Annotated in this window: 24 protein-coding genes, 3 pseudogenes and 1 riboswitch; of the genes and pseudogenes, 10 read left to right on the forward strand and 17 right to left on the reverse strand. The window is 71.4% G+C overall.

Going from position 1 to position 24,949, the window contains the following annotated elements; all coding sequences use genetic code 11:
* Positions 1 to 2 precede the first annotated feature (2 nt).
* Positions 3 to 536 carry a GNAT family N-acetyltransferase gene (locus AB0M36_RS28335; protein ID WP_364163234.1) on the forward strand — a complete coding sequence of 178 codons (534 nt, stop codon included), beginning with the start codon at positions 3 to 5 and terminating at the stop codon, positions 534 to 536.
* 20 nt (positions 537 to 556) lie between these two features.
* Here the strand turns inward: AB0M36_RS28335 and AB0M36_RS28340 are convergent.
* A pseudogene (locus AB0M36_RS28340) lies at positions 557 to 1,442 on the reverse strand (aminoglycoside phosphotransferase family protein).
* Positions 1,443 to 1,626: 184 nt separating this feature from the next.
* Between AB0M36_RS28340 and AB0M36_RS28345 the strand changes: the two are divergent.
* A complete protein-coding gene (locus AB0M36_RS28345; protein WP_364163236.1) occupies positions 1,627 to 2,616 on the forward strand; it encodes a hypothetical protein in 990 nt (329 codons plus the stop codon).
* Positions 2,617 to 2,641: 25 nt separating this feature from the next.
* On the forward strand, positions 2,642 to 3,022 hold the full coding sequence (locus tag AB0M36_RS28350) for a nuclear transport factor 2 family protein (RefSeq protein ID WP_364163239.1): 381 nt from the start codon (positions 2,642 to 2,644) through the stop codon (positions 3,020 to 3,022).
* 57 nt (positions 3,023 to 3,079) lie between these two features.
* Here AB0M36_RS28350 and AB0M36_RS28355 read toward each other — a convergent pair whose 3' ends face one another.
* The 5 genes and pseudogenes from AB0M36_RS28355 to AB0M36_RS28375 all read right to left on the reverse strand — a co-directional run bounded on the left by AB0M36_RS28355 (position 3,080) and on the right by AB0M36_RS28375 (position 7,151).
* Positions 3,080 to 4,345 carry an MFS transporter gene (locus AB0M36_RS28355; RefSeq protein ID WP_364163241.1) on the reverse strand — a complete coding sequence of 422 codons (1,266 nt, stop codon included), beginning with the start codon at positions 4,343 to 4,345 and terminating at the stop codon, positions 3,080 to 3,082.
* A 182-nt stretch (positions 4,346 to 4,527) separates the two neighbouring features.
* Positions 4,528 to 4,913: pseudogene (locus AB0M36_RS28360) on the reverse strand (pyridoxamine 5'-phosphate oxidase family protein).
* Complete coding sequence (locus tag AB0M36_RS28365; protein ID WP_364163905.1) at positions 4,900 to 5,454, reverse strand: GNAT family N-acetyltransferase; 555 nt, start codon at positions 5,452 to 5,454, stop codon at positions 4,900 to 4,902. Before AB0M36_RS28365 ends, AB0M36_RS28360 begins: the two are co-directional and overlap by 14 nt.
* Positions 5,452 to 6,261 (reverse strand): annotated as a pseudogene (locus AB0M36_RS28370) (sugar nucleotide-binding protein); the annotation flags it as partial. The gene AB0M36_RS28365 and the pseudogene AB0M36_RS28370, both read right to left, overlap by 3 nt.
* Before the next feature lie 11 nt (positions 6,262 to 6,272).
* Positions 6,273 to 7,151, reverse strand: a complete 879-nt coding sequence (locus tag AB0M36_RS28375) for a LysR family transcriptional regulator ArgP (RefSeq protein WP_364163244.1) — start codon at positions 7,149 to 7,151, stop codon at positions 6,273 to 6,275.
* Between the two features lie 69 nt (positions 7,152 to 7,220).
* Here AB0M36_RS28375 and AB0M36_RS28380 point away from each other — a divergent pair, with 69 nt between their 5' ends.
* Positions 7,221 to 7,814, forward strand: a complete 594-nt coding sequence (locus tag AB0M36_RS28380) for a LysE/ArgO family amino acid transporter (protein WP_364163247.1) — start codon at positions 7,221 to 7,223, stop codon at positions 7,812 to 7,814.
* Here AB0M36_RS28380 and AB0M36_RS28385 read toward each other — a convergent pair.
* The 3 genes from AB0M36_RS28385 to mycP form a co-directional block, all read right to left on the reverse strand.
* Positions 7,797 to 9,071, reverse strand: coding sequence for a CoA transferase (locus AB0M36_RS28385; RefSeq protein WP_364163250.1), 1,275 nt, complete (start codon positions 9,069 to 9,071; stop codon positions 7,797 to 7,799). The genes AB0M36_RS28380 and AB0M36_RS28385 overlap by 18 nt on opposite strands.
* Positions 9,068 to 9,598: a DUF6817 domain-containing protein gene (locus AB0M36_RS28390; RefSeq protein WP_364163253.1), complete on the reverse strand. Its 531-nt coding sequence runs from the start codon at positions 9,596 to 9,598 to the stop codon at positions 9,068 to 9,070. The genes AB0M36_RS28385 and AB0M36_RS28390 overlap by 4 nt, the downstream gene beginning before the upstream one ends.
* Positions 9,599 to 10,241: 643 nt before the next feature.
* Positions 10,242 to 11,468 (reverse strand): type VII secretion-associated serine protease mycosin, encoded by a 1,227-nt coding sequence (gene mycP, locus AB0M36_RS28395; RefSeq protein WP_364163256.1) that lies wholly within the window; start codon positions 11,466 to 11,468, stop codon positions 10,242 to 10,244.
* A gap of 167 nt (positions 11,469 to 11,635) precedes the next feature.
* A riboswitch (cobalamin riboswitch) is annotated at positions 11,636 to 11,705 on the forward strand.
* Between the two features lie 60 nt (positions 11,706 to 11,765).
* On the opposite strand from mycP, the gene AB0M36_RS28400 reads away from it, so the two are divergent.
* The 5 genes from AB0M36_RS28400 to AB0M36_RS28420 all read left to right on the forward strand — a co-directional run bounded on the left by AB0M36_RS28400 (position 11,766) and on the right by AB0M36_RS28420 (position 15,298).
* A complete protein-coding gene (locus AB0M36_RS28400; RefSeq protein WP_364163259.1) occupies positions 11,766 to 11,969 on the forward strand; it encodes a CbtB domain-containing protein in 204 nt (67 codons plus the stop codon).
* Complete coding sequence (locus AB0M36_RS28405; protein ID WP_364163262.1) at positions 11,960 to 12,763, forward strand: CbtA family protein; 804 nt, start codon at positions 11,960 to 11,962, stop codon at positions 12,761 to 12,763. Before AB0M36_RS28400 ends, AB0M36_RS28405 begins: the two co-directional genes overlap by 10 nt.
* Positions 12,760 to 13,311 carry a histidine phosphatase family protein gene (locus AB0M36_RS28410; protein ID WP_364163265.1) on the forward strand — a complete coding sequence of 184 codons (552 nt, stop codon included), beginning with the start codon at positions 12,760 to 12,762 and terminating at the stop codon, positions 13,309 to 13,311. Before AB0M36_RS28405 ends, AB0M36_RS28410 begins: the two co-directional genes overlap by 4 nt.
* A gap of 37 nt (positions 13,312 to 13,348) precedes the next feature.
* Positions 13,349 to 13,771, forward strand: coding sequence for a GNAT family N-acetyltransferase (locus AB0M36_RS28415; protein ID WP_364163268.1), 423 nt, complete (start codon positions 13,349 to 13,351; stop codon positions 13,769 to 13,771).
* Positions 13,772 to 13,897: 126 nt separating this feature from the next.
* Entirely contained in the window at positions 13,898 to 15,298 is a 1,401-nt protein-coding gene (locus AB0M36_RS28420; protein WP_364163271.1) for a serine/threonine protein kinase, read from the forward strand.
* Positions 15,299 to 15,372: 74 nt separating this feature from the next.
* Here AB0M36_RS28420 and AB0M36_RS28425 read toward each other — a convergent pair whose 3' ends face one another.
* Complete coding sequence (locus AB0M36_RS28425; protein ID WP_364163274.1) at positions 15,373 to 16,359, reverse strand: HEAT repeat domain-containing protein; 987 nt, start codon at positions 16,357 to 16,359, stop codon at positions 15,373 to 15,375.
* 501 nt (positions 16,360 to 16,860) lie between these two features.
* Between AB0M36_RS28425 and AB0M36_RS28430 the strand changes: the two genes are divergently transcribed.
* Positions 16,861 to 17,199, forward strand: a complete 339-nt coding sequence (locus AB0M36_RS28430; protein WP_015622005.1) for an RNA polymerase-binding protein RbpA — start codon at positions 16,861 to 16,863, stop codon at positions 17,197 to 17,199.
* 92 nt (positions 17,200 to 17,291) lie between these two features.
* Here AB0M36_RS28430 and AB0M36_RS28435 read toward each other — a convergent pair whose 3' ends face one another.
* The 7 genes from AB0M36_RS28435 to AB0M36_RS28465 all read right to left on the reverse strand — a co-directional run bounded on the left by AB0M36_RS28435 (position 17,292) and on the right by AB0M36_RS28465 (position 24,947).
* Positions 17,292 to 17,837 carry an FxsA family protein gene (locus AB0M36_RS28435; protein WP_364163277.1) on the reverse strand — a complete coding sequence of 182 codons (546 nt, stop codon included), beginning with the start codon at positions 17,835 to 17,837 and terminating at the stop codon, positions 17,292 to 17,294.
* 209 nt (positions 17,838 to 18,046) lie between these two features.
* Complete coding sequence (locus AB0M36_RS28440) at positions 18,047 to 18,856, reverse strand: polyprenol monophosphomannose synthase (RefSeq protein WP_364163280.1); 810 nt, start codon at positions 18,854 to 18,856, stop codon at positions 18,047 to 18,049.
* Positions 18,853 to 20,457, reverse strand: a complete 1,605-nt coding sequence (gene lnt / locus AB0M36_RS28445) for an apolipoprotein N-acyltransferase (protein ID WP_364163908.1) — start codon at positions 20,455 to 20,457, stop codon at positions 18,853 to 18,855. Before lnt ends, AB0M36_RS28440 begins: the two co-directional genes overlap by 4 nt.
* A gap of 491 nt (positions 20,458 to 20,948) precedes the next feature.
* Positions 20,949 to 22,217 (reverse strand): glutamate mutase L, encoded by a 1,269-nt coding sequence (locus tag AB0M36_RS28450; protein WP_364163911.1) that lies wholly within the window; start codon positions 22,215 to 22,217, stop codon positions 20,949 to 20,951.
* Positions 22,218 to 22,300: 83 nt separating this feature from the next.
* A complete protein-coding gene (locus AB0M36_RS28455) occupies positions 22,301 to 22,666 on the reverse strand; it encodes a hotdog domain-containing protein (RefSeq protein WP_364163283.1) in 366 nt (121 codons plus the stop codon).
* Positions 22,663 to 23,397 (reverse strand): OAM dimerization domain-containing protein, encoded by a 735-nt coding sequence (locus tag AB0M36_RS28460; protein WP_364163286.1) that lies wholly within the window; start codon positions 23,395 to 23,397, stop codon positions 22,663 to 22,665. Before AB0M36_RS28460 ends, AB0M36_RS28455 begins: the two co-directional genes overlap by 4 nt.
* Entirely contained in the window at positions 23,394 to 24,947 is a 1,554-nt protein-coding gene (locus AB0M36_RS28465) for a lysine 5,6-aminomutase subunit alpha (protein ID WP_364163289.1), read from the reverse strand. The genes AB0M36_RS28460 and AB0M36_RS28465 overlap by 4 nt, the downstream gene beginning before the upstream one ends.
* Between the last annotated feature and the right edge of the window lie 2 nt (positions 24,948 to 24,949).

Genomic DNA, 24,949 nt, shown 5'->3' on the forward strand with positions numbered 1-24,949 from the left:
TCATGACAGCCGCAGCGACTCCGGGCCGTGACGTTGTGCTTGAGACGGGTCGGCTGCTGCTCAGACCTTGGCGGGTCGCCGAGGCTGTCGTCCAGCGTGAGCTATGGGCCGAACGTGATCCACGAGTGCCGCCGCACCGCCGGATCGACGCGGATGGACGCCCGACAATCGCGGAGCTCGAGGATTCGATCCGCACCGACCAGCCGTCGTCGATCGGCCTGCTGGCGGTTGAGCGGAAGGCCGCTCGTGACGTCATCGGCTACTGCGGGCTGATCCGGGGTCGAGGACCCGAAGGAGAGCCGGAACTGGCGTTCGAGCTCCTTCGCCGGGTCTGGAGTCAGGGGTACGCGACCGAGGCATCGTTGGCGGTTCTGGACTGGGCGAGATCGTCCGGGTACGAACGTCTGTGGGCCACGGTCCGGGAGTGGAACACCGCTTCCCGCCGCGTGCTGGCCAAGGTCGGGTTCACCGAGACCGACCGGAAGGAAGTGGACGCGGTCCACGGGACCACCCTGTTCGTCACGAGGCTGCTCTGACAGCTTCGCCCAGGCGCACCCTAGCCCCTGTACTCGGTGAGAATTTCGTCGATCACTCGCTGCGCTTCCACGGCCGCAGCGTGGTCCGTCCGCAGCGCACCGGCGTGGAGGATCAGCGCCTTCCACAGCGCCCACCCCCGCCCACGGGCCCACGTCCCGGGGTCGACATCGAGCCTCGCGCGGAACGCCTCGCGGCTCGCCCCGGACAGCAGCGTCCAGGCGATCGCCACGTCGCATGCCGGGTCACCGACACCGCACGTGCCGAAGTCGATGACGGCGGCAAGCGTGCCGTCGCGGACCAGGAGATTTCCCGGGGCCACATCGCCGTGGAACCACACCGGGCGGCGGTCCCAGGGCGCCCGCAGCGCCAGTTGCCAGATCTCCGTGACGAGATCTCGGGGTATCCGACCGTCGAGTACCTCGATCGCCCGTTGCACCTGGGGGTCGTAGACCTGTAGCGGCCCACCGCGGAACCAGTTGTGCAGCCCGGGCTCGGGGCCGGCGGTCGGATCGAGGTGTCGCAGCGCGACGAGGAAGGCGGCCAGGCTGTCCGCGAAATCGCTCAGGTCGCCGATGGTGTCGATGCTGGCGGGCTCGCCGTCGATCCATTCATACGGACCAGGGAAACCCAAACCCTTCGTCGGGCTCGCCCTTTGCCAAGGGCAGAGGTGTACGCAGCGGCACCTGTGGCGCGAGTTCGGGCAGCCAACGGTGTTCCTTGTCCACTGCCAGCGCATACTCCGCGGCGGTGGGCAGCCGTACCGACATGCCGTCACCGAGACGGAAGGTCTGATTGTCCCACCCGCTGGTCTCGACGGGTCGCAGGGACAGGTCGGCCCAGCGGGGAAATTGCCTGGCTATCAGCCGTCTCGCGACGCTCACGTCGACTAGGCGTCGGTCCGGCATCGGGACGGCGTCCGGGTCACAGGTCACGCTTCAACCTCGCCGGGCCGACGCCCGACGGCAACCGATTTAGATCCTCGCGTGAGTGTCGAGGTGCTGTGGACATCCTGAGCGCCGCTCAGTGTGTCCACAGCGGACCCGGCGCAGGCTCCGGGGGTCGGTACGGCTGTGACCACGGGGAGTCGACATGTCACAACGGTCCATTCGCTATCACGCAGCAGCGTGTCTGGCTTTCGTCGTCGGTGAGGTGGCGCTGCGGCTGTACTGGATCGCGGGCGGTAGGTGGGGCTACACCGCCTGCGACCGCACCGATCTGGTCGATCCGACGGGTGGATGCGGCGCCGACCGGGTCGAGGTGCTGCCTTTCTGGTCGGGGTGGGGAGCGCTGGGCGTCGGTGCGGTCCTCGCGCTGGTGATCGTCTGCGCGCTTCGGCTTCCCGGTCGCGGGGCGGCCGCCGGCAGCTGGGTCGCCGCCGGGCTGCTTCTGCTCGTCGCGTTCCCCCTGCATCTGCTCTTCGAGGTGCCGGCGGCGCTCGCGGGACGCACCTCGGACTGGCGTGACCTCGGCGCCCGGATCGCGTTGGTGGCCGGTGGAGTTCTGTTCACCGGACTGGCGAACGCCTGCGGTCCGCGACGCGGGCCCATGACCGCTGGCTACCGGCCGGTGCCGCGGTGGGCACGTCGCTGGGCGTATGGGGCCGTGGCGCTTCCGGTGGTCGGCTGGGCCGTACCTCACGGGCTGTGGTTCTTCGGTGTTCCGTTCGGCGTCTCCGAGCGGGAATTGGACGGCATCCAGCAGGGCTTCTCGTCGCCGGCGGGTGCGGCGATCACCTTCGTTCCGCCGCTTGCCGGACTGCTCGTTCTCGGGCTGGTGCAGCGGTGGGGACAACAGTTTCCTCGGTGGGTGCCGGGGCTGCGCGGTCGAGCGGTTCCCCGGCTGATGGCCGTGGTCCCGGCCGGCATCGTGGCTATCGCGCTGATCACCTACGGCGTGCTGAGCGTCGCGGTGTTCGTGGGACAGTTGCTCGCCGGCGACCGGCACTGGTCGGATGTGCGCGACGGTTGGGCGCTGGCCGGCACGCTGCTGGTGTTCCTCGGCTGGGGAGTGTCGCTGGGCGTCACGACCGTCGGATACATCCTCGCCACCCGGCCGGCTACGCTGGAGAGTGGCTCATAAAAACAGAGAAATCTTCGAACGGTACGTGTACGCCGGCGCGATCACCCGAAATCCGGAGGCGATCGCCGCGTTGTTCACCGAGGACGGGGTGTTCGACGCGCCCCTGGTTCCCGACGGTCATCCACTGCCTTCTCGACTGGTGGGTCGGGATGCGATCCGGTCCGGAGTGGGCGCCTACCACGAGTATTGGGCCGACGGAGGCACCGTGAACATGGAGCTGTCCACTGCCGTGCTCCATGACACCGCCGACCCTGACGTGTTCATCGCCGAGATCGACACGGTGTTGGATCAGGCCGACGGACGCCGGGTGACTATGTCGCTGGTGCAGATTTTCCGCCTTCGCGATGGGCGGATCGCCATGCTGCGCGACTACTTCGCGACGGATCCCACCGGCACATCACAGTGAGCGCCCGGCTCCCGGCCAGCATCATTCGGCTGGCCGGGAGCCGGATCGGTGGTGGAGCTACGCGGTGGCCTCGCGCAGCGGTCGCCAGGCACAGACCGTGATCACGGTCATGGCTCCGGCGGCGACCCAGAACGGAGTAGTGATCTCCCAGACGCTTGCCAGCAGGCCGCCGAGGAGCGAGCCCAGCGCGGCTCCACCCAGGTCCAGCAGCGCGTACACGCTGCCGACCCGGCCGCGCAGGTGCGCGGGAACCACCCGCTGCCGGACCGACGCGACCGTCACGCCCCAGACCATGGAGTGGACGCTGAACACGATCAGGACGGCGGCCGCCACCCCGGGCGTCGTCGTCACCGCCAGGGTGAGATGGGTGACGACCTCGATCGCCAGGCCGGCCCGGAGCACCGCGGCGCCACCGAACGCACGGGCGAGTCTGGCCGCGACCGCCGTGCCGAACAGCCCTCCGACCGCGAACGCCGTCAGCAGGAATCCGTAGCCGACGTCCGACAGACCCAACCGCTGCCGGCAGTAGAGCACGAACACCGCGAACGCGGCGCAGAACGCGACGTTGGCCATGCCCATGCTGACCGCCAGGGTCCGCACCAGGCGGTGGCGCCCCAACCACCGCACCCCTTCGACGATCTCCCCGCGCAACGAAGCGTCCGACGAAGCGTCCGACGAAGCACCCGACAAAGCCCACGATGAGTCCCGCGGCGGGGACTGCGGCGGGGACTGCGGTGCGGGCGGCGCCGGCCGGATGCCCGCGATCAGGGCCGCGGCCGCCGCGAAAGTCAGGGCGTCGAGGCCGAAGGGCGCGGCCGCCGAGATGACGAACAGCCACGCGCCCAGGGGCTTGGCGACGAACTGGTTGGCGACGGTGAACGTGGCATAGAGCCGGGCATTGGCGCTGGGCAGCTTTTCCGGATCTACCACCGACGGCAGCAGCGCACCCATCGCGGTGTCCGCCAGTGTCTCCCCGGTCCCGAGGAGAAACAGCACCGCGTAGATGACGGCGACCGTGACGGTCTCCGTGGCAATGGTCGCCGTCAGGACGGCCAGAGCTGCGGCGCGGATGAGGTTGACGGTAACGACGAGCAGGCGCCGGTCGAGCCGGTCGACGTAGGCGCCGCTGATGAGAGCGAACAGCAGCCACGGCAGCTGCTGGGCGAAGACGGCACCGGCGATCGGGACTGGATCGTCCGTGACCGACGCGACCAGCAGCGGGCCGGCGGCCATGGTGACACCGTCACCGAGGTTCGACACCGCCGAGGCGGTCCACAGTCTGGTGAAATCCGCGCCGAGACGCGCGGATACAAGGGCACGCAAAAGAGCTCCTCGAGCCAAGGAAGGAAACGGTCGTCTGAGGACCGTTCCGCGGCGAGGAGCACCGCGCCGCCGGACTATCCGACGGGTGGGTCGATCAGCGGGCGGTGTGCTCTCGCGGCGAAACGGGGACCGTCACCATGCCGTGGCGCATATCGGCTCCTCACTGTGGCTCAATGCTCCGGTCAGGATAGCCGATCGGCGCGCCAGAACTGGCGTGGCGCATAGCCTTCGCGGCGCAGCCAGTGCTCGGTGTAGACGATCCGGTCCGCCGCGATCACGCCGATCGGACCCGTGGGAGGTTCGTCGAGCGGCCGGGATCGTTCGACGTGGTCGGACTGCCAACGGACCACCGGCCAGTACCGGGAGAAGTCGCTGTCGTCGGGCTCGAGAATGCGGGCGGCGCCGAACAGCTGCGCTCCGCGGTGGCCAGCGGCCCGTCCGGGCCCGTCGTGGCCAGCACGCACATGTTCTGCGAGGACAGCAGATTGAGGATGCGTTCCGCGAGCCGCTCGCGCGGCAGGCGCCTGGTCGGGCCGGGACCGGCCAGCCAAGGATTAGTCACCGGCACGCGCCGCCACCTCGTACACGAACTCCAGCCCGTCCTCGTCGTCCCACTGCTCACCGACTTTGCGGAATCCGTATTGGGAAGCCAACTGGAACGAGGCGACGTTGTCCGGGCTGATGCTGACCCGTACCCGAAGAACCTCCGGCTCGTGGGCGGCCCGGGCGAGAAGGGCTTCCAGGGCGGCGCGGGCGTAGCCGCGACGCCGGTATGCCGGATCGACGGCGTAACCGATCTCCACCATGCCGGTGTCGTCGGGCGGCCCGTGGAAGCCGGCCCGGCCGACCGCTGTCTGCCGGGCCTCGTCCCAGATGATGCCGGTGACCCACGCCGCGGTGGCCGGATTCTCCTCGGCCTGCCTGCTGCGCATCCGCCATACGCCGTGGCATTCCGGCCCGGCGAGGTATTCCGAGACGGCGACGGGGCTGAGCTCGTTCGCCGCCGACAGGTCGCCTTCGGCCAGGGCCTGGAACGCGGCGCCGGTCAGGTGCACGATGCGCACGTCGCCCGGGGAAGGCGACGGAGATGAGCGGGGCGGGACGGTCATGAACTCGTGCGCTCCCCGCAGCCTGGTGCGCAGCACGGACTGTGCGGCGTCGATGCGTAACCGCACGTCGGCCGGCAGCCGTAGTCCGCGCTCGGCGATCGAGCCGGCGGGCACCGACGCCGGGTCGAGGCCGTCGCGGCGGGCGACCAGCACGCCCAGGTCGTAGCGGCTGATGACATCGGGCCCGGCCACGTTGAGGATTCCCTGGTGCGGGTGGGTCGCCAGCTCCAGCAGGGCGTCCGCGAGGTCGTCGACGTGGATCGGCTTGCGGATCTGATCCGTGAACAGCACGCCCGTGGCCTGGCCGGAGATCAGCTGGTGGGTGAGGATCTCGTGGGCGCCGCCCCCGTCGCCGAGGATGGTGGAGGTGCGGACCACGGCGGCTGTCGGGTCCACCGCGCGCACCGCCGTCTCGGCGGCCGCCTTCGCGGCGCCGTAGCGGTACACGGGGTCCGGCAACGCCGTCTCGTCGTAGTGCACCTCCTGGCCCGAGAACACCGCGTCGCTGGACACATGCACGAGCCGGATGCCCAGCGACGCCGCCGCGACCGCGACGTGGGCGGCTCCGTCGGCGATGGCCCGCCAGTCGTCGCGCCCCGCGGCCGTGTGGATCACGGCGGTGGGGCGGATCCGCCGCATCAGCTCCCGCACGGCGGCCTGGTCGCGGATGTCGAGCCGTTCGCGGGCGGCCTCCGACGGCGCGGTGACGTACGTTCCGGACACCGACCAACCGGCGGCCACCGCCCGTTCGACGGTCGCGCGTCCCAGATGACCCGTCGCACCGGTTACCAGCAGTCGCTCCCCCATGGCCTGGAACCCTAACGCAGCGCGGTGGCGGCGGCCGTCCGGACCGCGGCCGTCAGGGCCGACAGCACCGTCGACTCCAGCCGCCAGTACTGCCAGTACAGCGGCACGTCCAGGTGGTGACCGTCGGCCAGGTCGACGAGGCGGCCGCGGGCGATGTCCGTACGGGCCGAAGCCTCCGGAACGAGCCCCCACCCGAGACCGAGCCGGATCGCCTCGGTGAAGCTCGCCGACGCCGGCACGAAATGCGTCGGAGGGTCGACGTCGCGCCGGACGACCGTACGGGCAAAGCGGTGTTGCAGGGTGTCCTTGCGGTTGAAACGGATCATCGGCGCGGTCGCGAACGCCGCGGGGCCACGCCCGGCGAACCACGCCGCGTGGCATTCGGGTGCGGCGACGGCCAGGTAACGCATCGCGCCCAACCGGTGCACGCGGCAGCCCTGGACGGCGACCCGGTCGGTGGTGACCGCGGCCATCACGGTGCCGTCGCGCAACAACTCGGCGGTGTGCCCCTCGTCGTCGGTGTGCAGATCGAAATCCACGTCGGGCAGGGCGGCAAGGGCCGGCAGGAACCAACCGTCGAGGGAGTCCGCGTTGACGACGACGGCCACGCTGGTGCGGGTGCGGCCGCTCAGAGTGCCGCGCGCGGCATCGAGGGCCTCGTTCTCCAGCAGGGCCAGCTGCCCACCGAGGCGCACCAGGGGACGTCCGGCGTCGGTCGGCGCGCACGGCCGCGCCCGGCGCACGAGCACCTGACCGACGATCTGCTCCAACGCCTTGATCCGCTGGCTGACCGCGGACGGGGTGACGTGCAGGGCCCGCGCCGCCGCGTCGAAGCTGCCGTGCTCGATGACCGCCTGGAACGTCGCGAGCTGAACCGGGTCGAACGCCATAAGCAATTCTAACGGTACTGCAGAATCTTTAGCTGGAGTGATGGCACGGGCCGCTCTAGCGTGGCGGACATGGGTTCAGTCCTGGCCGGGTTCGGCTTCTCTCTCGCGCTGATCGTCGCCATCGGCGCGCAGAACGCCTTCGTGCTGCGCCAGGGGCTGCGCCGCGAACACGTCCTGCCGGTCGTGGCGATCTGCGCGGCCGCCGACGCCGCCCTGATGACCGCCGGTATCGCCGGACTCGGCGCGGTCCTGACGGACGCGCCCACCCTCCTGACCGCCGTACGGTGGGGCGGCGCCGCGTTCCTGCTCGGGTACGCGGCGCTGGCCGCCCACCGGGCCCTGCGCCCCGCCGCCCTCACCCCGCTGGACCGGCCGCCGGCCACTCTGCGCGCCACGATGCTCGCCTGCCTGGCCTTCACCTTCCTCAACCCGCACGTCTACCTGGACACGGTGGTGCTCCTCGGCACGGTCGCCCACCACGACCCGCACCCGTGGCCGTTCGGCGCCGGGGCGGCCACGGCCAGCCTGCTGTGGTTCGCCGCCCTCGGGCTCGGCGCCCGCCGCCTGGCGCCGCTGCTCGCCCGCCCGGCGTCGTGGCGGATCGTCGACGGGACGATCGCCGCGATCATGGCCGTCCTCGGCGTGTCACTGGTGCTGGGATGAGGGCCAGGCGGCCGGGGCCGCGCCGTACGCCGGCGGCAGGTGTGGCCAGCTCAGCCCCCGCCCATCGAGCTTTCCGGGCGGGCTGACACCGCTCCACCCGCCACCCAGATCCACCCGGTACGCGTCCGGGTCCACCTCACCGAAGTCACCCGCGTCCCGGCTCCCATGCCCGAGCAGCCATTGAGCCGTACGCTCCAACGACACGGACACGTGCGCCGCCGCACCGGTGCGACATCGGGCGGTCAGGGCCTCCAACACGCCCGCGGCGAGGAAGTAGCCGGTGGCGTGGTCGAGCAGCTGACACGGCAGCGCGCCCGGCCGCTCCCCGTCCACGCTGGTCATCCAGCCGATGCCGGTGGCGGCCTGCACGAGACTGTCGAAGCCGCGCCGGTCGCCCCACACACCCGCCGTACCCCAGGCCGACAGGGTGGCCACGATCGTGCCGGGGAAACGGTCGGCGATCCGGCCGGGCGCCAGCCCGAGCCGGTCGAGCGCGCCGGGCCGGGACCCGGTGACGACCACGTCGGCCCGCGCCAGCAACCGGTCCAGAATGTCGCGGCCCTCTGCCGTACGCCCGTCCACCGTCGTGCTCACCTTGCCGATCACGCCCTCGACCGTGAACAAGGGGAGCTCGGGCCGGGCGGGGTCGTCGACGCGCAGCACGTCGGCGCCGAGCGCGCCGAGCATCCGGGTCGCGACCGGCCCGGCGATGACCCGGGTGAGATCAAGAACCCGCACCCCGGACGTGGGCAGCTTTCCGGTCGGCCTGAGTGTGTCCGCGTGTCCGAGCCGGACCGTGCTCACCAGCGGTGCGTCGTCCGGCGGGTTCTCCGAGCGCCACTGCTCGGCCGTGCGGGCCGCGACGGCCAGCCCGCCCGCCTCGTACACCTGCCGCTCGACGCCGGTCGCCGACCGCGCGGCGATCGCCTCCCCCACCGCCGGGCCGGCGACTTCGTCGGGCCCGTCGGGAACCCCGAGTGCGGCCAGCAGCGCGGACCGGTGCCAGGCATAGTTCGCATGGGTACGGACCCAGCCGTCGGCCGCCGGCCACCACCGGGACAACGGCGCGAATCCGGGTACGCCCTGGCCGGACGGGTCCCTCAGCAGGACCTCACTGCGCACCGCCGCGGCCACATGCCCCGGATCCACGGTGATCTCGGGCCGGCGGCCGGTCCGCGCGAACGCCAACTCGCCCGCGGCGTGCAGACAGGTGGACACGGCCTCGATCGCACACTCGGCGACGGGCAGCCGGGTCATGCGGCGAACACCCGGCGTGCCTCGGCCAGCATGGGCTCGGAGGCCAGGCCCTGCCAGGAGGTGAAGGTGGTGCGGAAGTACGAGCCGTAGCGTTGCGCCACCGTGACGTCATGCTCCACGACGTCGAGCTCGTTGACGATGGTCAGGTCGGCGAAGCCCGGCACCAGGTCGTCGGGCAAGGCCTCGGCGGCGTTGGTCCAACGGTTCCAGACCTGGCGGGTCTTCGGTAAGTCGGGCCAGGTGCGGGAACGGTCGCACGCGCCGTACAGGTGGACCAGCCCCTCGGCTCGCTCGCCGATCAGACGGCGCAGCGGGGCCCGATCACCGACGTCGAGCAGCGTCCGGTCGAAGCCGTCGGTGCCGTACGCGGCGTGGGTGAGGCCGGCGAGGCAGACGTCCGGGCCGTGACCCAGTGCCCGCAGCCGGTCGTGAACGCGGCCGAGATGGGCATACAGCGTGCCGCCGGGATGGTCGATCGTTTCGGTGCCGCGTTCGCGGAGCCAGGCCTTCACGTCGTCGATGGTCACGGCTAATCCGTAGCAAGCGATTGTGGTCATCGCTACCCGCACGCTCGCGATGTGACGAGGATTCCACGCGCGACGACTCCGCACATCTACCGCTGGTGGCGCGGCAAGGGCGCGGTCATCCTGGACGCGCTCGCCGACACCATGCCAAAGGTCCTCGCCTTGCCCGACACCGGCGACCTGCGAGCTGACCTACGCCAGGTCGGCCGCCCGGCGAGAAAGTCACCTGCTCACGGCAGCGGTGCCGCCAGTGCGCGGCGGGGTTTGAGCAGGCAACCAGCGCCCGCGTGCGGCCGGGCGCTGGACCAGCGCGGCGGGACCATGATCGCAGCCCTAGCCCGCGAACACAGCCTCAGTCGCGGCGCGATCGCCGATCTGCCGTCCCACCAACCCGAACTCGCCGCCACCCCCACGACGGCGCAGCCGGTCCGTGCGGAAGTTCCCGGCAAGAGGGGACGGTTCATGTCCGTTGGCAGCCGGTCACGGCCGTTCGTGGCCACGCTCATGTCCGCGGTCCGGTCACGGGCGGTCCGGTCGGGCCGTCTGGTCGAGCCGTTCGGTCGAGCCGTCCGGTCGGGCCGTCCGTGGCCACCGTTGGTGTCCGCGCTCCGTGTCCGCCGTCAGTGTCGATCGGCGGTTTGGTCGGTCACGGGTCGTCGGTGTCCGTCGGGCTCGCGGGGAGCCAGCCACGGCGGCGTCCCCGCCGGGCGGCCGCCGCCAGCAGGACCACTGCGACCACCACGGCGGCGCCGACGGCCGCCACGATCAGTGACAGGTCCTGCGCTCGGGCTCGGCGGGCTGACAGGGCGACGCTCGCCGGGTCGTTGGTGATGATGACCTTCGGCGCGGGGGCGGCCGGGGAATCCGGACCCAGGGTCTCGGTGAGCGCGCGGTAGGGGTTGAGCACCCCGAAGCCGTACCGGTCGCTGCGGGCGCCGCCGGGTGCCGGGTCGGTGGTGGCCAGGATGCGGCGTGCCACCTGGGCCGGCGTCAGGGTGGGGAAACGCTGCTTGACCAGGGCGGCCGTCGCGGAGACGAACGGGGCCGCGAAGCTGGTGCCGTCGCCGGAGGTGTGGCCGGAGCCTCGGGCGGCGAGGGTGACGGCGACGCCCGGGGCCATCACGTCCACGTAGTCGCCGTGCTGGGAGAAGTCGCCGCGGATGCCGCCGGCGTCGATGGCGCCGACGCCGATCACGCCGGGATAGGACGCCGGGTAGGGCTTGGGGTTGCCGTCGTTGGGGCGGCCGCGGTTGCCCACCGCGGCGACGATCACGACGCCGCGATCGGTGGCGCGCTCGACCGCCTCCTGCACCCGGTCGCTGTCGTCGGTCATGACGAGGGACATGTTGATGACGTCTGCGTCGCCGCCGGAGGGGCTGGCTGCCCAGTCGATGGCCTCGGCGAAGGTTTTCGGGTTGGCGGGGTCGGGTGCGTCGGACCGGCCGTCGGTGTCGGTCTGCTCGCTCACGCGCACCGGCACGATCGTCGCGTCGGGGGCGAGGCCGCGCAGCCCGGCCGAGTCGACATGACGGGCGGCGATGATGCCGGCCACGGCCGTGCCGTGGCCGATGCAGTCCTGCCGGCCGTCGGCGTTGCCGTGCAGGAAGTCACGGCCCGTGTCCACCTGCCCACGCAGTTGCGGGTGGTCGGCATCCACTCCCGAGTCGATTACGGCCACGCGCACCCCGGCGCCGGTGGCGAACGGTGCGAGCCGGTCGGGGGTGAACATCCGGTCCTCATACGGCTGAGCCTTGCTGACCTGGGCGACGCCAGGCTTACTGTCGCACTCGAAGGCTCTCGCCTGGGCCGGTGCGGCGGGCGTCAGCACACCGGCCAGCACGGCGACGGCGAGTGCCGCCTTTCTCCCACGCATGTTCACCTCCCTGCCACGATCGGGTTGGATGCTACCGACGGTGGGCAGGCAGTGGGCACTCGCGGCCGAACCGTAGGCACATCGTCGGATTTGGTGTGGGAGGGGCCGCGATTGACCCGCTTACCGACCCGCCGCTAGGTTGTGGGAACCATCTGCGGCGTTGTGAGGGAAACCGGTGAGATTCCGGTGCGGTCGCGCCACTGTGAACGGATCCGTCGGATCCGTGAGTCAGGACGCTCACGCGCCGCAGGCCTGTCAATACGGGACGCGTCATCCCGCTAGGAGGTCTTCTCCGTTATGTCCAAGGTCCAGGCAGTTCGCCCCCTGAACCCCACCACCCTCTCCCCCCGCACGCTGGGGGCCGCGTTCGGCGTTGTGACGACCCTGCTCCTGCTCGCCTACCTGGTCGCCTTCGACCAGGGCGCGGTCTCGCAGAGCGGGATGTTCCTGCACGAGCTGATGCACGACGGCCGTCACCTGCTCGGCGTCCCGTGTCACTGACGTCGAGCCGCACCGCGCCGTCCTACGGCACTCTCCTGGTGCGGGGCCTGCTCGCGGGCCTCATCGCCGGGCTGCTCGCCGGTGTCTTCGCGTACGCACTCGGCGAGCCGAAGGTTGACGCGGCGATCGCGATCGAGGAGGCCGCCGGCCACGCCGAGGCCGCGCCGGGCGCCCCCGCCGCCGATGATCATCACGGTGAGGACGCTCTGGTGTCCCGCGAGGGCCAGAAGGGCGGCTTGTTCCTGGCCACGGCCCTGTTCGGCGTGGCCATGGGCGGCCTGCTCGCCACGGCGTACGCACTGCTGCGCCGGCGGCTGCGCACCGAGCGTGACTCCCATGCGGCGTTGGGGCTCGCCGCCGCGGCGCTTCTCGGCATGGTGCTGGTGCCGTTCGTGAAATATCCGCCGAATCCGCCCGCCGTCGGCGATCCGGCGACGATCAACCAGCGCACGATCAGCTACCTGTCGATCGTGGTGATCGGGCTGGCGGCGGTCTGGGCCGCGGTGATCGCGGCCCGCGCGCCGCGTATCGGCGCCGCGGACTGGGTCCGTGCGGCCGCGGGCCTGGGGGGTTTCCTGGTGGTGGTCGTCGTCGGCTACGTGCTGCTGCCGAACATCGACGAGGTGCCGGAAACGTTCCCCCCGAGCCTGCTGTGGAACTTCCGGGTCACGTCCCTGGGCACCCAGGTGATGCTCTGGACGATGCTGGGGCTCGCGTTCGCGGCCCTGCTGCCCCGGCCCGACCCGAGCAAGGCCGCGGCGGGGGGCGAAAGGACGGAGTCCGTGCCGGTGTGAGTGGCCTGCGGCTGCTCGCGCACGCACCGACGGCGTCCCTGCGGGGCGCCTACTTCGGCGGCAACGACGACATCGACGAGGGCGGCCGGCGGGCCGCCCTCGCCATGTCCCCGATGGGCCGCGGCGACCTGTGGGTGTGCGCGCCGTCACGGGCCGCCCGCGAAACCGCGCAGGCGCTCGGCCACTCGGCGGTTGTCGAGCGGGCACTGGCCGATCCCGGCTTCGGCGCGTGGAACGGCCGCAGCCTCGACGAGGTGGCCGTGGCCGATCCGGCCGGTCTGCAGCAGTGGCTGACCGACGTCCGGTCGGCGCCGCACGGCGGCGAGTCGCTGGCCCGGGTCCGGGAAAGGATCGGCGCCTGGCTTGACGCGATGGCCGACCAGCGGGTCGTGGCCGTCGCGCACCCCATCATCGTACGGGCGGCGATCGCCCACGCCCTCACGCTGCCGGACGACGCGGTGTGGAGCCTCGACGTGGCACCGCTGTCGGTGACCCGCCTCACGTACCGCGGGAATCGCTGGCACCTGCACTTTCCCGCCGCAGGGTGACCCAAGGCTGGTTCGGTACTCGCTTACACTCCGCCGGGTGATCGTGCGGATGGCCGACGTGGCGGACGTGGCGGCGCTCGCGGAGTTGCAAGACATCGAGCCGGACAAACTCGCCGCATACGCCGACTGGGTGGCTGCCCACGCGCGGACGCACCTGCCGTTCGTCGCCGAGATCGACGGGTACGTGGTCGCCGCCGCCTGGCTGCTCGTCGCGGAACGGGTGCCTCGCAACGACTCGCTCGACCGGCGCCACGGCGACGTCCAGTCGGTCATGGTCCGTGCGGAGTACCGCGATCAGGGCATCGGCGCCGCGCTGATGGCCGCGATCCTGGCCGAGGCCCGTATCCGGAACCTGTCGCACGTGACGGTCCACTCCGGCCGCCGCGCGGTCGAGTTCTACCTGCGTAATGGTTTCAGCCACCACCGCCAGCTCCTGCTGTGGGAACCGACCGCTTTCTGAGCCGCGTTTGTTCGTCCGCTAGACCGGCCCGGAGCACCGCGGCACCTCCCGCGCGGCGCGGGCCGCTGCCCTTGATCGGCGCGGTTGCCGAAGGTTGTCGGTGGGTGGCGCTAGGGTCGGGTCGCGATGGCAGAAGACGACGTTTCCCCGACGGCACGGCCGGTGCCGAAGCAGGCGGTGCTGACCGTGCCCATCCCCGGCGAGCCGCCGGACCAGGCCGCCGTGCCTCGTGCCGTGACGGCAGTCGACGCGCCCGGTCAGCCCCCGTCCGGCGCTACGAGAGCCGGCGGGCAGCCTCCTCCGGCCACGACGCGCGACCGCGCCACACCGGACGGGCTGCCGGACGCCAACCGCTTCGGCGCCTGGGACGCGACGGGCGACACGGCTGAGCCGGCGCCGGAGGTGCGGCCGTGTGCCCACTGCGGGCGTCCCGTGCCGCAACGGGCGTCGGCGGGACGGCCGTTCCGCTACTGCCGCGACAACGACGGCGAGTGCCAGCGCGCCTCCCGCAACGTCCGCATGCGGCACCGTTCGTCGCCGGGACTGGCCGGGCAGGTGGCCCGCACCTGGGAACTCGTCGATCGCCTCGATCAGTTCGTCGGCACCCTCAGCGAGGCCCTGCACGCCGAGATGTCACCGGCCGGCGTCGAACGGCAGGTCGCCGAGGTGCGCGCCGAGACGTCGCGACAGGTCGCGGCCGCGCACACCGAACGCGACGACGCCCGACGCGACGCCGATCGGGCGGCCGAGGCCGCCGCCACCGCCGTGCAGGAGGCCCTGGCGGCCCGCGCGGAACGCGACGAGGCCCTCCAGGCCGCCCAGGCGGCGCACCGGCTGGCGGAGTCCGCCGCCGCCGACACGCGTCAGGCGATCGAGGCCCGCGACGAAGCGCAGGCCACGGCCAGCGCGGCGGTCGCGCTGCGCACCCGCGCGGAGGCGGACCGCGACGCGGCCCGCCGCGAGACCGACGGATTGCGCCAGGAGCGTGACGACGCCCGCCGCGAAACGGATTCCGTACGCGGGGAGCTGGCCGAAACCCGCCACGAGTCCGCGACCCGCGCCCGTGAGCGGGACCAGGCGCTGGCCGACCTGCACTCGGCCCGGGCCGACCGCGACAGCGCCCAGGCGGCCACGAAGACGGCCCTGCGCGAGCGAGACGAGGCACGCGCCGCACGAGACGAGGCCACGACCGCCGCCGACGCCGCCCGCGCCGACGTCGACCGGGCCGTCCAGCAGGCCGCCGAGGCCCGAGCGGAGGCGGCGCGAGCCGCGGAGCAGGCCGCGTCGGCGCAGCGCGCGCTCGCCGAGATCGGCGCCGGCGCCGAACGTGATCGGGAGGCGCGCGACCGTGCGGCGGCCGAGGTGACGACGGTTCGAGAGGCAGCCGAACGCGAGGCCGGAGAGCTGAGACGGCGGCTGGACGCGGCACGAGCGGACACGGACGCCGCGCACGACCGGGTTGCCCAGCTGTCGGCCCAGATCAGCGACCTCGCCTCGGCACTCGCGGCGCTGGGTGCGGGCCGGTAGGGCGGCTGGGGCATGTGCCCGCTGGTGCGGCCTCCAGTACGGGCCGCGGCTGAGACGCGCCCGGCGGTCCCGGATCACCAGTGCTCGCGGGACGTCCATCCAGCACGCTCGAGAAGGTCTGCCGCGGTCATCCGAACGTTAGGGCTCTCGTCCCGCAGAAGCTCGCGAGCTGCCGACCCGTATGCAGTCTCGTCGTTGCTGACCTGGAGCAGGTAGACCAGGGCTCGACGTCGAACCCAGTGATCCGGATCCTTGAGAGCTGATGCCAGCACTCGGGCAGCTCCGCTGTCGAGTTCGGCCAGGGTCCGTGCCGCATCCATCCTCACTCCCCGATCGGGGTCGTCTGCCAGGGCCTGAACCAGCGCGGCCCGAGCTCGATCGGTGAGGGGCTGACGCCCGCCCAGAGTGTAGGCGGCGGCTCGTCGCTCGCCGGGGGCACCGGAGGTGGTCAGGACGTCGACGAGATCCTCGGAGCCGCCGCGTCGCTGGTCGCGAAAGTCAGGGACGAGTTCACCCCTCGGCAGCGTGTCGAGCCAATGCTCGTACCAGGCCAGGAAGTCTGGCTGGGGATGAAACACCGGGGGTGCGGCAAGGTCCCCGAGGTTGGCATCCAGGAGCCGGCCCCGGGCGGGTCCTGAGATGACCAGCAGCGTCATCTCATGGCAACCGCGATGGACAACGGTGTGGGTGCCGGCATACGAGTTGTTTCGCAGGTCGCGGAGCCGCGCCCAGTCAGCGGCGACGGAGTCGGTGGGTTCCAGGGCGAAGGCACGCTCAAGTTGATGATTGGCGGTGGGGATGTCGTGGGCGGACCAACGCGTCAGCGGCAGTAGCCCGCAATCGGGTCCGACACCCCCGTTGCCGATTTCACGCAGGAACGTGCGATAGCTACGGGGAAGACGAATGCCGTGTCTTGTCTCGTAGGCGACCAGTCGTTCTTCGCTGAGAGGGGCGCCCAAGCGTTGACCGCCGGGCGCCCGCACGAAGACCCGCGGGCGAGGAACGGGTTCAGTGCAGGCAGCGGTCAGTTTGGCCTGGATGCGGGCGACGACGTCGTCCATGGATGCTTCTTCCAAAGGGAGGACGAACTTTATCGAACGTTGGCGGACGCTCAGCCACCCGGGTACGCCGGCGTTCGTCGACGGCGACCCCCTGGACGGTCGGATCTACGCGAGTGCGGCGTCAGGGGACGCGGAGCGGTCGAGGCCCGGGTCGCAGCCGGCGAAACGGTGGATGGCAGAACGGGCGGGCCGCGCACGTCAGGGCGGCGTGGTCGAGATAGGCTGGGACGGCAGGGACGGAAGCGGATCCCTCGTCCGATGTCGGCCAGCGAGCGAGCGTTGCTCCCGCGTGATCAACATCGCACTATCCGTAAATCTCGCATTCTCCCGTAAAGTGGACCAAGGTCCACTTCAGGGTGGGCTGAGACGGCCGATAGGGGACCCTGCCGGTTACGCTCGAAGCGTTAACACCGCCGACACACGGCGGTCGCCAGGAATCTCGCGGCCGCCCCTTTCGTTACACCAACGGAAGTAGCACCACGAGCGAGGGGAAAGCCGATCATGGGCGAACGCATGCTGCGCGGCAGCCGACTTGGCGCAGTCAGCTACGAGTCCGACCGCAACACGGAGCTGGCCCCCCGGCAGACCCGCGAGTACCTGTGCGTGAAGGGTCACCAGTTCGAGGTGCCGTTCGCCGTCGACGCCGAGGTGCCGATCACCTGGGAGTGCAAGTTCGACGGCAGCGTCGCGCGACTGGTCGACGGCAACGAGCCGGAGCAGAAGAAGGCCAAGCCGCCGCGTACCCACTGGGACATGCTGCTGGAGCGGCGGTCGATCTCGGAGCTGGAGGACATCCTCAACGAGCGGCTCCAGGAAGTTCGCACCCGCCGCGGTCGCTGATCCGCGGCATCTGATCGCCGTTCCGCCCTCGTTGGCGGAACGGCGATTTTGCTGTGTCCGGCCCCCGCAGCGCCGAGCTGAGGCGCCGGCGGTTAGCGGATGATCTCGCCTTCGACGACCTCGCCGGTGATGACCGGGCCGGGGCGGACCTCGCCGGCCGGGACGCGCGCGGCCGGGGCCGGTTTGTCGGCCGGGTCGGAGTCGACCGGGTCGGACTGGTGGACCCGCACGCGTCGAGGCCCGAACAGGTCACCGGCGACCGCGGACGGCACCCGCTTCTCAGTGAAGCGTTCCACCGCGTGCCGGGCCAGGACGCGCCCCGGCGGCACGACCAGCAGCAGGCCGGCGACGGTCGACACGAAGCCGGGCATGGCCAGCAGGAGCGCGCCGAGCAGGCCGACAAGGGAGTTGCTGACCTGGGGTCCAGGTGGACGACCGGCTTCGGCGGCGGTCCGGAACGCCCGCCAGCCGCGGATGCCCTCCCGGCGCAGCAGCGCCATCCCGGCGATGCTGGATGCCGCGATGAGCAGCACCGCCCAGCCCGCACCGAGTGCCTGCGCCACCGCGGCGAACGCGGCGATTTCGGCCACGGCAAGTAGCAGCAGCCCCAGTGGAAGCAGAGCCAGGCTTCGACGCAACTCCGTCACCCTCCCTCACCGACGACCACCGCCAGCGTCGACGAACGCCGACAACCGACGGTCGAGACCACCGTCAGCGGCAAGCGAAGACCCGACGGCCCACGAGCCCCAGGCGATGCGGTCACCGAAGGTCTAACGGCTACGTGCCGGGCGACGGGTACGCCCGGGCATCACGCCGACTCGATCCAGCATGACACGCGGCGGCACGGTCACGGCCAGGTCGACGGCTGCTTCGGCGTACGTCCGAGCTTGTTCAGCAGCGTCTCCTTGCGGGCCGCCGCACCCCACAGGGTGACCCTGAGCAGCTGTTCCTTGAAAATGTTGCCGCTCATCTTGCTGACGCCGTGTTCGCGCTCGGTGAACGTGATCGGCACCTCGGCCATCCGGAAACCGCGCCGGTACGTGCGCCAGGCCAGCTCGACCTGGAACGAGTAGCCCTGGGACGCGACCGTCGACACGTCGATCGCGTCGAGGACCGGCATGCGGTAGGCGCGGTAGCCACCGGTGGCGTCCTTGAACGGCATGCCCAGCGCCATGCGGATGTAGATGTTGCCGCCCCGGGAGAGCAGCAGCCGGTGCAGGGGCCAGTTGTGCACGCTGCCGCCGGGGATGTAGCGGGTGCCGAGGACCGCGTCGGTGTCGCGCAGCGCGTCGAGCAGCTTCGTCAGCTCCTCGGGGGCGTGCGAGCCGTCGGCGTCCATCTCCACGACGGCGTCGTAGCCCTTGTCCTTGGCCCAGGCGAAACCGGCGACGTACGCGGCGCCGAGGCCTTCCTTGCCGGCGCGGTGCAGCACGAAGACGTGGTCGTCGGCGGCGGAGATCTCGTCGGCGATGGCGCCGGTGCCGTCGGGTGAGTTGTCGTCGGTGACGAGGATGTCGACCGACGGCACGGCGGTGCGTACGCGTTCGGTGATCAGCCGTACGTTGTCGGCCTCGTTGTAGGTCGGGATGACCACGAGCACGCGGCCAATTCCCGGGTATCCCTCCGAGCCCGTTGCCGTCGGGTTCGCGTCGCTCACCGTGCCTCCGTCTTTCCTTCTGCGTCGGTCGTGCCGTTGGCCCGGCGCCGCCGGAACCGTACCGCTCCGGCCAGGACGAGCATAGTCAGCGCGACCATCGCCATCTCCGGCCAGTGCCCCAGGCGAGTGGCCAGCGTACGCGGTCCGCCCACCCGCATGTCGCGCAGGACCACGGCGTCCACATTGAATCCGGTGGCGGCGTGCACGCGACCCTCGGTGCCGACAAACGCGGACACACCGACCGTCGATACCATGAGCGCCTCGCGGCCGTGTTCGACGGCGCGTAGCCGTACCATCGCCAGCTGTTGACGGGCCTCGGCCTCGTTGAACGTGGCGTTGTTCGTCTGCACCGCGAGGATCTCCGCGCCGCCGGTCACCGTGTCCCGCACGATCTCGTCGTAGGCGACCTCGAAGCAGATGACGTCGCCGATGGTCGCCGCCTCGGTCCGGATGACGCCGGGGGTGGTGCCGGAGAGCATGTTCTGCACCAGGTCGACCTTGTCGGAGACCAGCCGGGCCACGGAGCGCATCGGCATGTACTCGGCGAATGGCACAGGGTGCCGTTTCACGTACAGCTGGTTGATGTCGGGTCCGGTGACCGGCATCCAGAGCAGGCCCGCGTTACGAATATCACCCGGTTTGTCGCCGCGGAGCACGGTGCCGACGAGGATCGGCACGCCGATCGCGTTCGCCGCCCGGGCGATCTTCTGCGCGGCGTCGGAGTCGCGCAGCGGGTCGATGTCGTTGGAATTCTCCGGCCAGATGACCAACGCCGGCTTCGGCTTGCTGCCCGCGCGCACCTGTTCGGCGAGCTGCTCGGTGGCGCGTACGTGGTTGAGCAGGACCGCGGAACGCTGGGCGTTGAAGTCGAGGCCGAGGCGGGGCACGTTGCCCTGCACGATGGCGACGGTGCGGGTCTGCGCCGCGGCCTCAGCGGTCGGCACGAGCGCCGGACCGGCGATGATCGCCGCGGCGGCCAGGGCGAAACCGGCGGCGGCCGGCACCGCTACGGGCCGCCATGTGCGCCAGGCCAGGGCGACCAGGGCGCCGCCGGCGGCCGCGACCGCGAACGTCACCAGCGGCGCGCCGCCGAGCACGGCCATCCGCAGCGCGGGGGCGTCCTGCGCGGCGAACGCGAGACGGCCCCACGGGAATCCGCCGAACGGGGCCCGGTCCCGCAGCGCTTCCTGGGTCACCCACAGCAGCCCGGTCAGCAGCGGCCACGCGGCGCGGAACCGGTCGACCAGCGGCGACAGCCAGGCCGAGGCCAGACCCAGCAGACCGAGGTACGCGGCCTGCGCGCCCGCCAGCAGGATCCACGGCAGCCAACCGGCGGCGATGTGGGTCCAGTCCAGCAGCGGCACGAACAGCACCAGGCCGGCGATCATGCCGGCGCCGAACCCGGCACGCAGGCGGCGACGGTGCGCCGCGGCGGCGAGCAGCGCCACCGAGATCGGCGCCATCCACCACAGGTCATACAGCGGGAACGACAGCAACAGCCCCGCGCCGGCGGCGACAGCCAGCGCGACGGACAGCCTGAGCGGCAGCGGACGCGGCCCGGACTGAGGCACGGCCGGCGCGGCTGTTGGCTGAAGCGTCAATAAATCCACCCGCGGAAGGCTACCCGGAAGTGGCAACGACTGTATCTCGGCGCCCGGGCCCGACAGGGGAATCGGGGCGCGGCCCATGGGCCGCGCCCCGATTGCTCCCAGAGATCCTGTTCCGGGCCGGTACGCAGGTGCGGTGTCGCGGGACCTTCGGACCGACCCGCCGCAGGCTGGCTGCCGACGTCGTGCCGTTGTCTACTGGCCTCGTTCCACCGCGCCCCGCACCGCCAAAGTCACGGCCGGTCCGCGCCGCCCCGTCGACCCCCACCCCCTGGACCTGGCGTACGCGCGTGTTCGGGTCTTGCCGCGTGGCCATTGGGCGAAGGAACGAAGCGAACAACAACCGCTTCCCGGAAAAGGACCCGTCGACGGTACGTCGCACCCCCGGCGCCTTGTCAACCGGGTCACCCGTGCCTGGGCGTGTCGCGTTCTTCGGCGTGTCTGAGAGTCGGCACACCGGCGGTGAAAAGCGAGCGATCCAGCCGTTACAGGCTGTTGACCAACGCCGCCGCCGCCGCCGGATGATCTTCGGCGAGCATCCCGGCGGCCGCCAGCACATACCGGGTGTCGACCGCCCGGCGGACCTGCCTCGGCGCCGCCCAGCCACCCGCGGTGTCGCCGAGGACCGCGTCCAGCACCGCCTCCCCGCCGCCGTGGCGCAGCACCCCTCCGGATCCCACGACCAGCCGTACGTCGCGCAGGTCCCGCCCGCCGGTGCGCGGCAGCCCCGGGCCGGGCGAATGACCGCGGGCGTGCCGGCGCAACGCGATCATCGCCGCCGTCGACGCCAGCGCCCGGTCGACGGCCACGTCATACGGCCGTCCGCCCGAAATGTCTGGCTCGGGGAGTTTCTCCGAGGTCGCGGCGGCAACCACCCCGGCCGCGCCCACGCCGACGCCCAGGTCGCCCTCGACCGTGCGGGACCGCCACAACGTGCCCGCCACATCCCGTTGCGGGCCGTGCTCCAGTTCCCCGTCCGGCACCAGCGCCGAGTACACGTCGGTGGTCGCCCCGCCCACATCGACGACGAGGACCCCGGCGGCGGTCTCGTCCGCCAACAGCGACACCCCGGCGAGCACCGCGTCCGGCGTCGCGCACCGCACCAGCGACGCGAACCGTCGGCCCTTCGACAGCCTCTTGCCGCCGATGACGTGCCGCAGGAACATCTCCCGGATCGCCGCGCGCGCCGGCAGCGCGTCCAGCACCCCGATGCGCGGCAGCACGTTGCCGGTCACCACCACCGGCACGCCCCGCTCGGTCAGCACCCGCGCCGCGTCCGGGCGCGCGTCGGCGTTGCCGGCCACGACCACCGGCACCCGCATCCGCGACGTCGCCAGCCGCCGCGCGTTGTGCCGCAGCGCCTCCTCGTCGCCGCCGTCGGTGCCGCCGACGAGCAGGATCACATCCGGCCGCGCCGCCCGCAGCGCCGCGATCGCGCGCCCGTCAAGCAGGCCCGCGGCCACGTGCACCACCTGCGCGCCCGCCGACAGGCCCACCCGGTGCCCGGCCTCCGCCGTCACCAACGACTCATAGCCGACCACCGCCAGCCGCAGGCCACCGCCGGCCGACGAACACACATACAGCTCGTCGGCAACGCCGCCGGCGGCTTCGACCGCCGCGTCCAGGCCGTGGAGCACGTCCGAGGAAGAGGTGGTGGGAACCTCCGAGCGGGAGAGGACCCGCCCCGAACCCAGATCCACCCGCAGAGCCTTGGTGTACGTGGACCCGACGTCGACGCAGACGGCCTCGCTCACGCCGGACCGGCTGGGCATGCCCTCCTGGCCCTCGCCGTCGCGGCCGTCGGGGCCTCGCGGCGGGCGATGCTCGGTGCAGTCACTCATGCCTTGGGAGGCACGACCACCGTGCCCGTTGCGGTCACTGCCACGATCGGCTCCTCCAGCACTGTCGCCGACGAACCGCCCGAGCCCCGGCACACCACGGTCGACGAGAACTCGATCTTCCTCGACCGGGTGCCCATCTTCACCACCGTCGCCGTCACCTCGAGCACGTCACCGGCCTGCACCGGCGCCTTGAACTGCACGTCGTCATACGACGCGAACAACCCCTCGTCGCCGTCGAGCTGGATGCACACCTCCGTCGCCACGTCACCGAACAGGCCCAACGAGTACGCCCCGTCAACCAGGTTGCCCGCGTAGTGCGCGTGCGCGTACGGCACGTAACGGCGGTGCTTCACAGTGATCATGCGGAACTCCCGGTCAGAGCGTGAACAAGATACGAGGCGACCTCCCGGGGCGTCGTACCCCGGGAGAAGATCCGGTCGACGCCGAGCTCCTCGGTCATCAACTCGTCGAAACGCGGCCCGCCGACGATCAGCAGCGGCCGCTTACCCGCCGGCAACGCCTCCCGGAACGCCGCCGACATCTGCCGCGTGTTCAACAGGTGCGCGTCGCGCTGCGTCACCACCTGCGACACCAGCACGGCGTCGGCCTTGCACGCCTTCGCCGTCTCCACCAGGTCCGGCACCGACACCTGGGCGCCCATGTTCGTCACCGACATCTCCCGGTACGACTCCAGGCCCTTCTCCCCCGCGATGCCCTTGAGGTTGAGGATCGCGTCGATGCCCACCGTGTGCGCGTCCGTGCCGATGCAGGCACCCACCACGTTCATCCGGCGCCGCATCCGGCGCTTGATGACCGCGTTGACCTCCTTGGACGACAACAGCGGGAAGTCGCGCTCGACCACCTGCACCTTCTCGGTGTCGACCAGGTGGTTCACCTTGCCGTACACGACGAAGAAGGTGAAGCCGTCGCCCATCGGCTTGGCGTGCACCAGCATCGCCGGGTCCATGCCCATCTTGTTCGCCAGCTGGATCGCGGCGCCCTCGGCCCGCTTGTCGTGCACCAGCGGCAGGGTGAACGACAGCTGCACCATGCCGTCACCGGTGGTATCCCCGTAGGGGCGGACGATGCTCATGCTTCCAGGGCCTCCGTCACCGGGTTGTAGTAGTCGGCGTCATGCTTCGCGACCCCGTCGAGGCCCTTGCCCCGGTCCGCGGGCCGCTTCATGATGCCGAACGTGCCGTCCGCGATGGCGTTGAGCATGCCGTCGTCGACGACGCGCTCCAGCAGCTCCACCGCCTCGCCCAGCACCGAATGCGCCCGCTGCTGGATGAAACCGCCCGGCGCCGGCACGAAGTCCTCGTGCAGGTTGCCGGCACCGTTGAGCACGTACCGCACGTTCTGCAACGCGATGTCACGGTCGGACAGCCACGGCGTCACCACCGCCTCGGTCATCATCCCGACCAGCAGGATCCCCTGGCCGGTCAGCGCACCCACCAGGTTGAAGAACCCGTCGAGCAGGTTGCCGCGGAACACGTCACCGGTCATGTGCTTGGTCGGCGGCATCCACTTCAGCGGCGCCTCCGGGAACAGCTCCCGCGCCAGCAGCGCGTGCGCCAGCTCCAGCCGGAACGACTCCGGCAGCTCCGGGTTGATCTCGAACGCGTGCCCGAGCCCCATCTGCCAGTCCTCCAGGCCCGCCTCGTGCGCGAAGTACTCGTTCAGCAGCTGCGACACCGTCACCGTGTGCGCCGCCTCGACGGCGTCCGCCGTCGTCAGGTAGTTGTCCTCACCGGTGTTGATGATGATCCCCGCCCGGGCGTGGACCTGCCGCGAGAACCGCTGGTCCACGAACGTCCGGATCGGGTTGATGTCACGGAACAAGATCCCGTACATCGAGTCGTTGAGCATCATGTCGAGGCGTTCCATGCCGGCCAGCGCCGCGATCTCCGGCATGCACAGACCCGACGCGTAGTTCGTCAGCCGCACATAGCGGCCCAGCTCCTTCGACGACTCGTCCAGCGCCGCCCGCATCAGCCGGAAATTCTCCTGCGTCGCGTACGTACCCGCGAAACCCTCCCGGGTCGCACCCTCCGGCACGTAGTCCAGCAGCGACTGCCCCGTCGAACGGATCACCGCGATCACGTCCGCGCCGGCCCGCGCCGCCGCCTGCGCCTGCGGGATGTCCTCGTAGATGTCGCCGGTCGCCACGATCAGATAGATCCACGGCCGCCGCGGCGGATCCCCGTACCGTTTGATCAGCCGGTCCCGCTCGACCCGCCGCCGATCCACGGTCTTGATCCCCGCGTTCGTCGCCCTCCGCGCCGCCCGCCGGGCCGCGGTCACCTCGGCCTTCTTCTCCGGTACGGCGAAGCGCACCGCACCCGCGGCCGCCTTCTGCGCCAGCACCGTCACATCCTCGACGCCCTCGGACGCCAACGCGTGGAACACCGGCACCGCCACACCGTGCCCCAGGCCCACGTCCGCGCGGACCGCGTCCACGAGCCGGTTCACCCACGGAATACCGTCGGAGTCCGCACCCCGCACACCCGCCAGCCGCAGCACGGCACGCTCCACCGACACGGTCGTGTGCGACCGCGCCAGATCCACGACCGGCTGCCCCGCCCGCGCCGCGAGCTCCCGCGCCCGCCGCACCACCTCCGGGTCCAGACCCAGCTTCCGCACCG

Source organism: Actinoplanes sp. NPDC051346, assembly GCF_040682215.1.
In the GTDB taxonomy this organism is placed as follows: Bacteria; Actinomycetota; Actinomycetes; order Mycobacteriales; family Micromonosporaceae; genus Actinoplanes.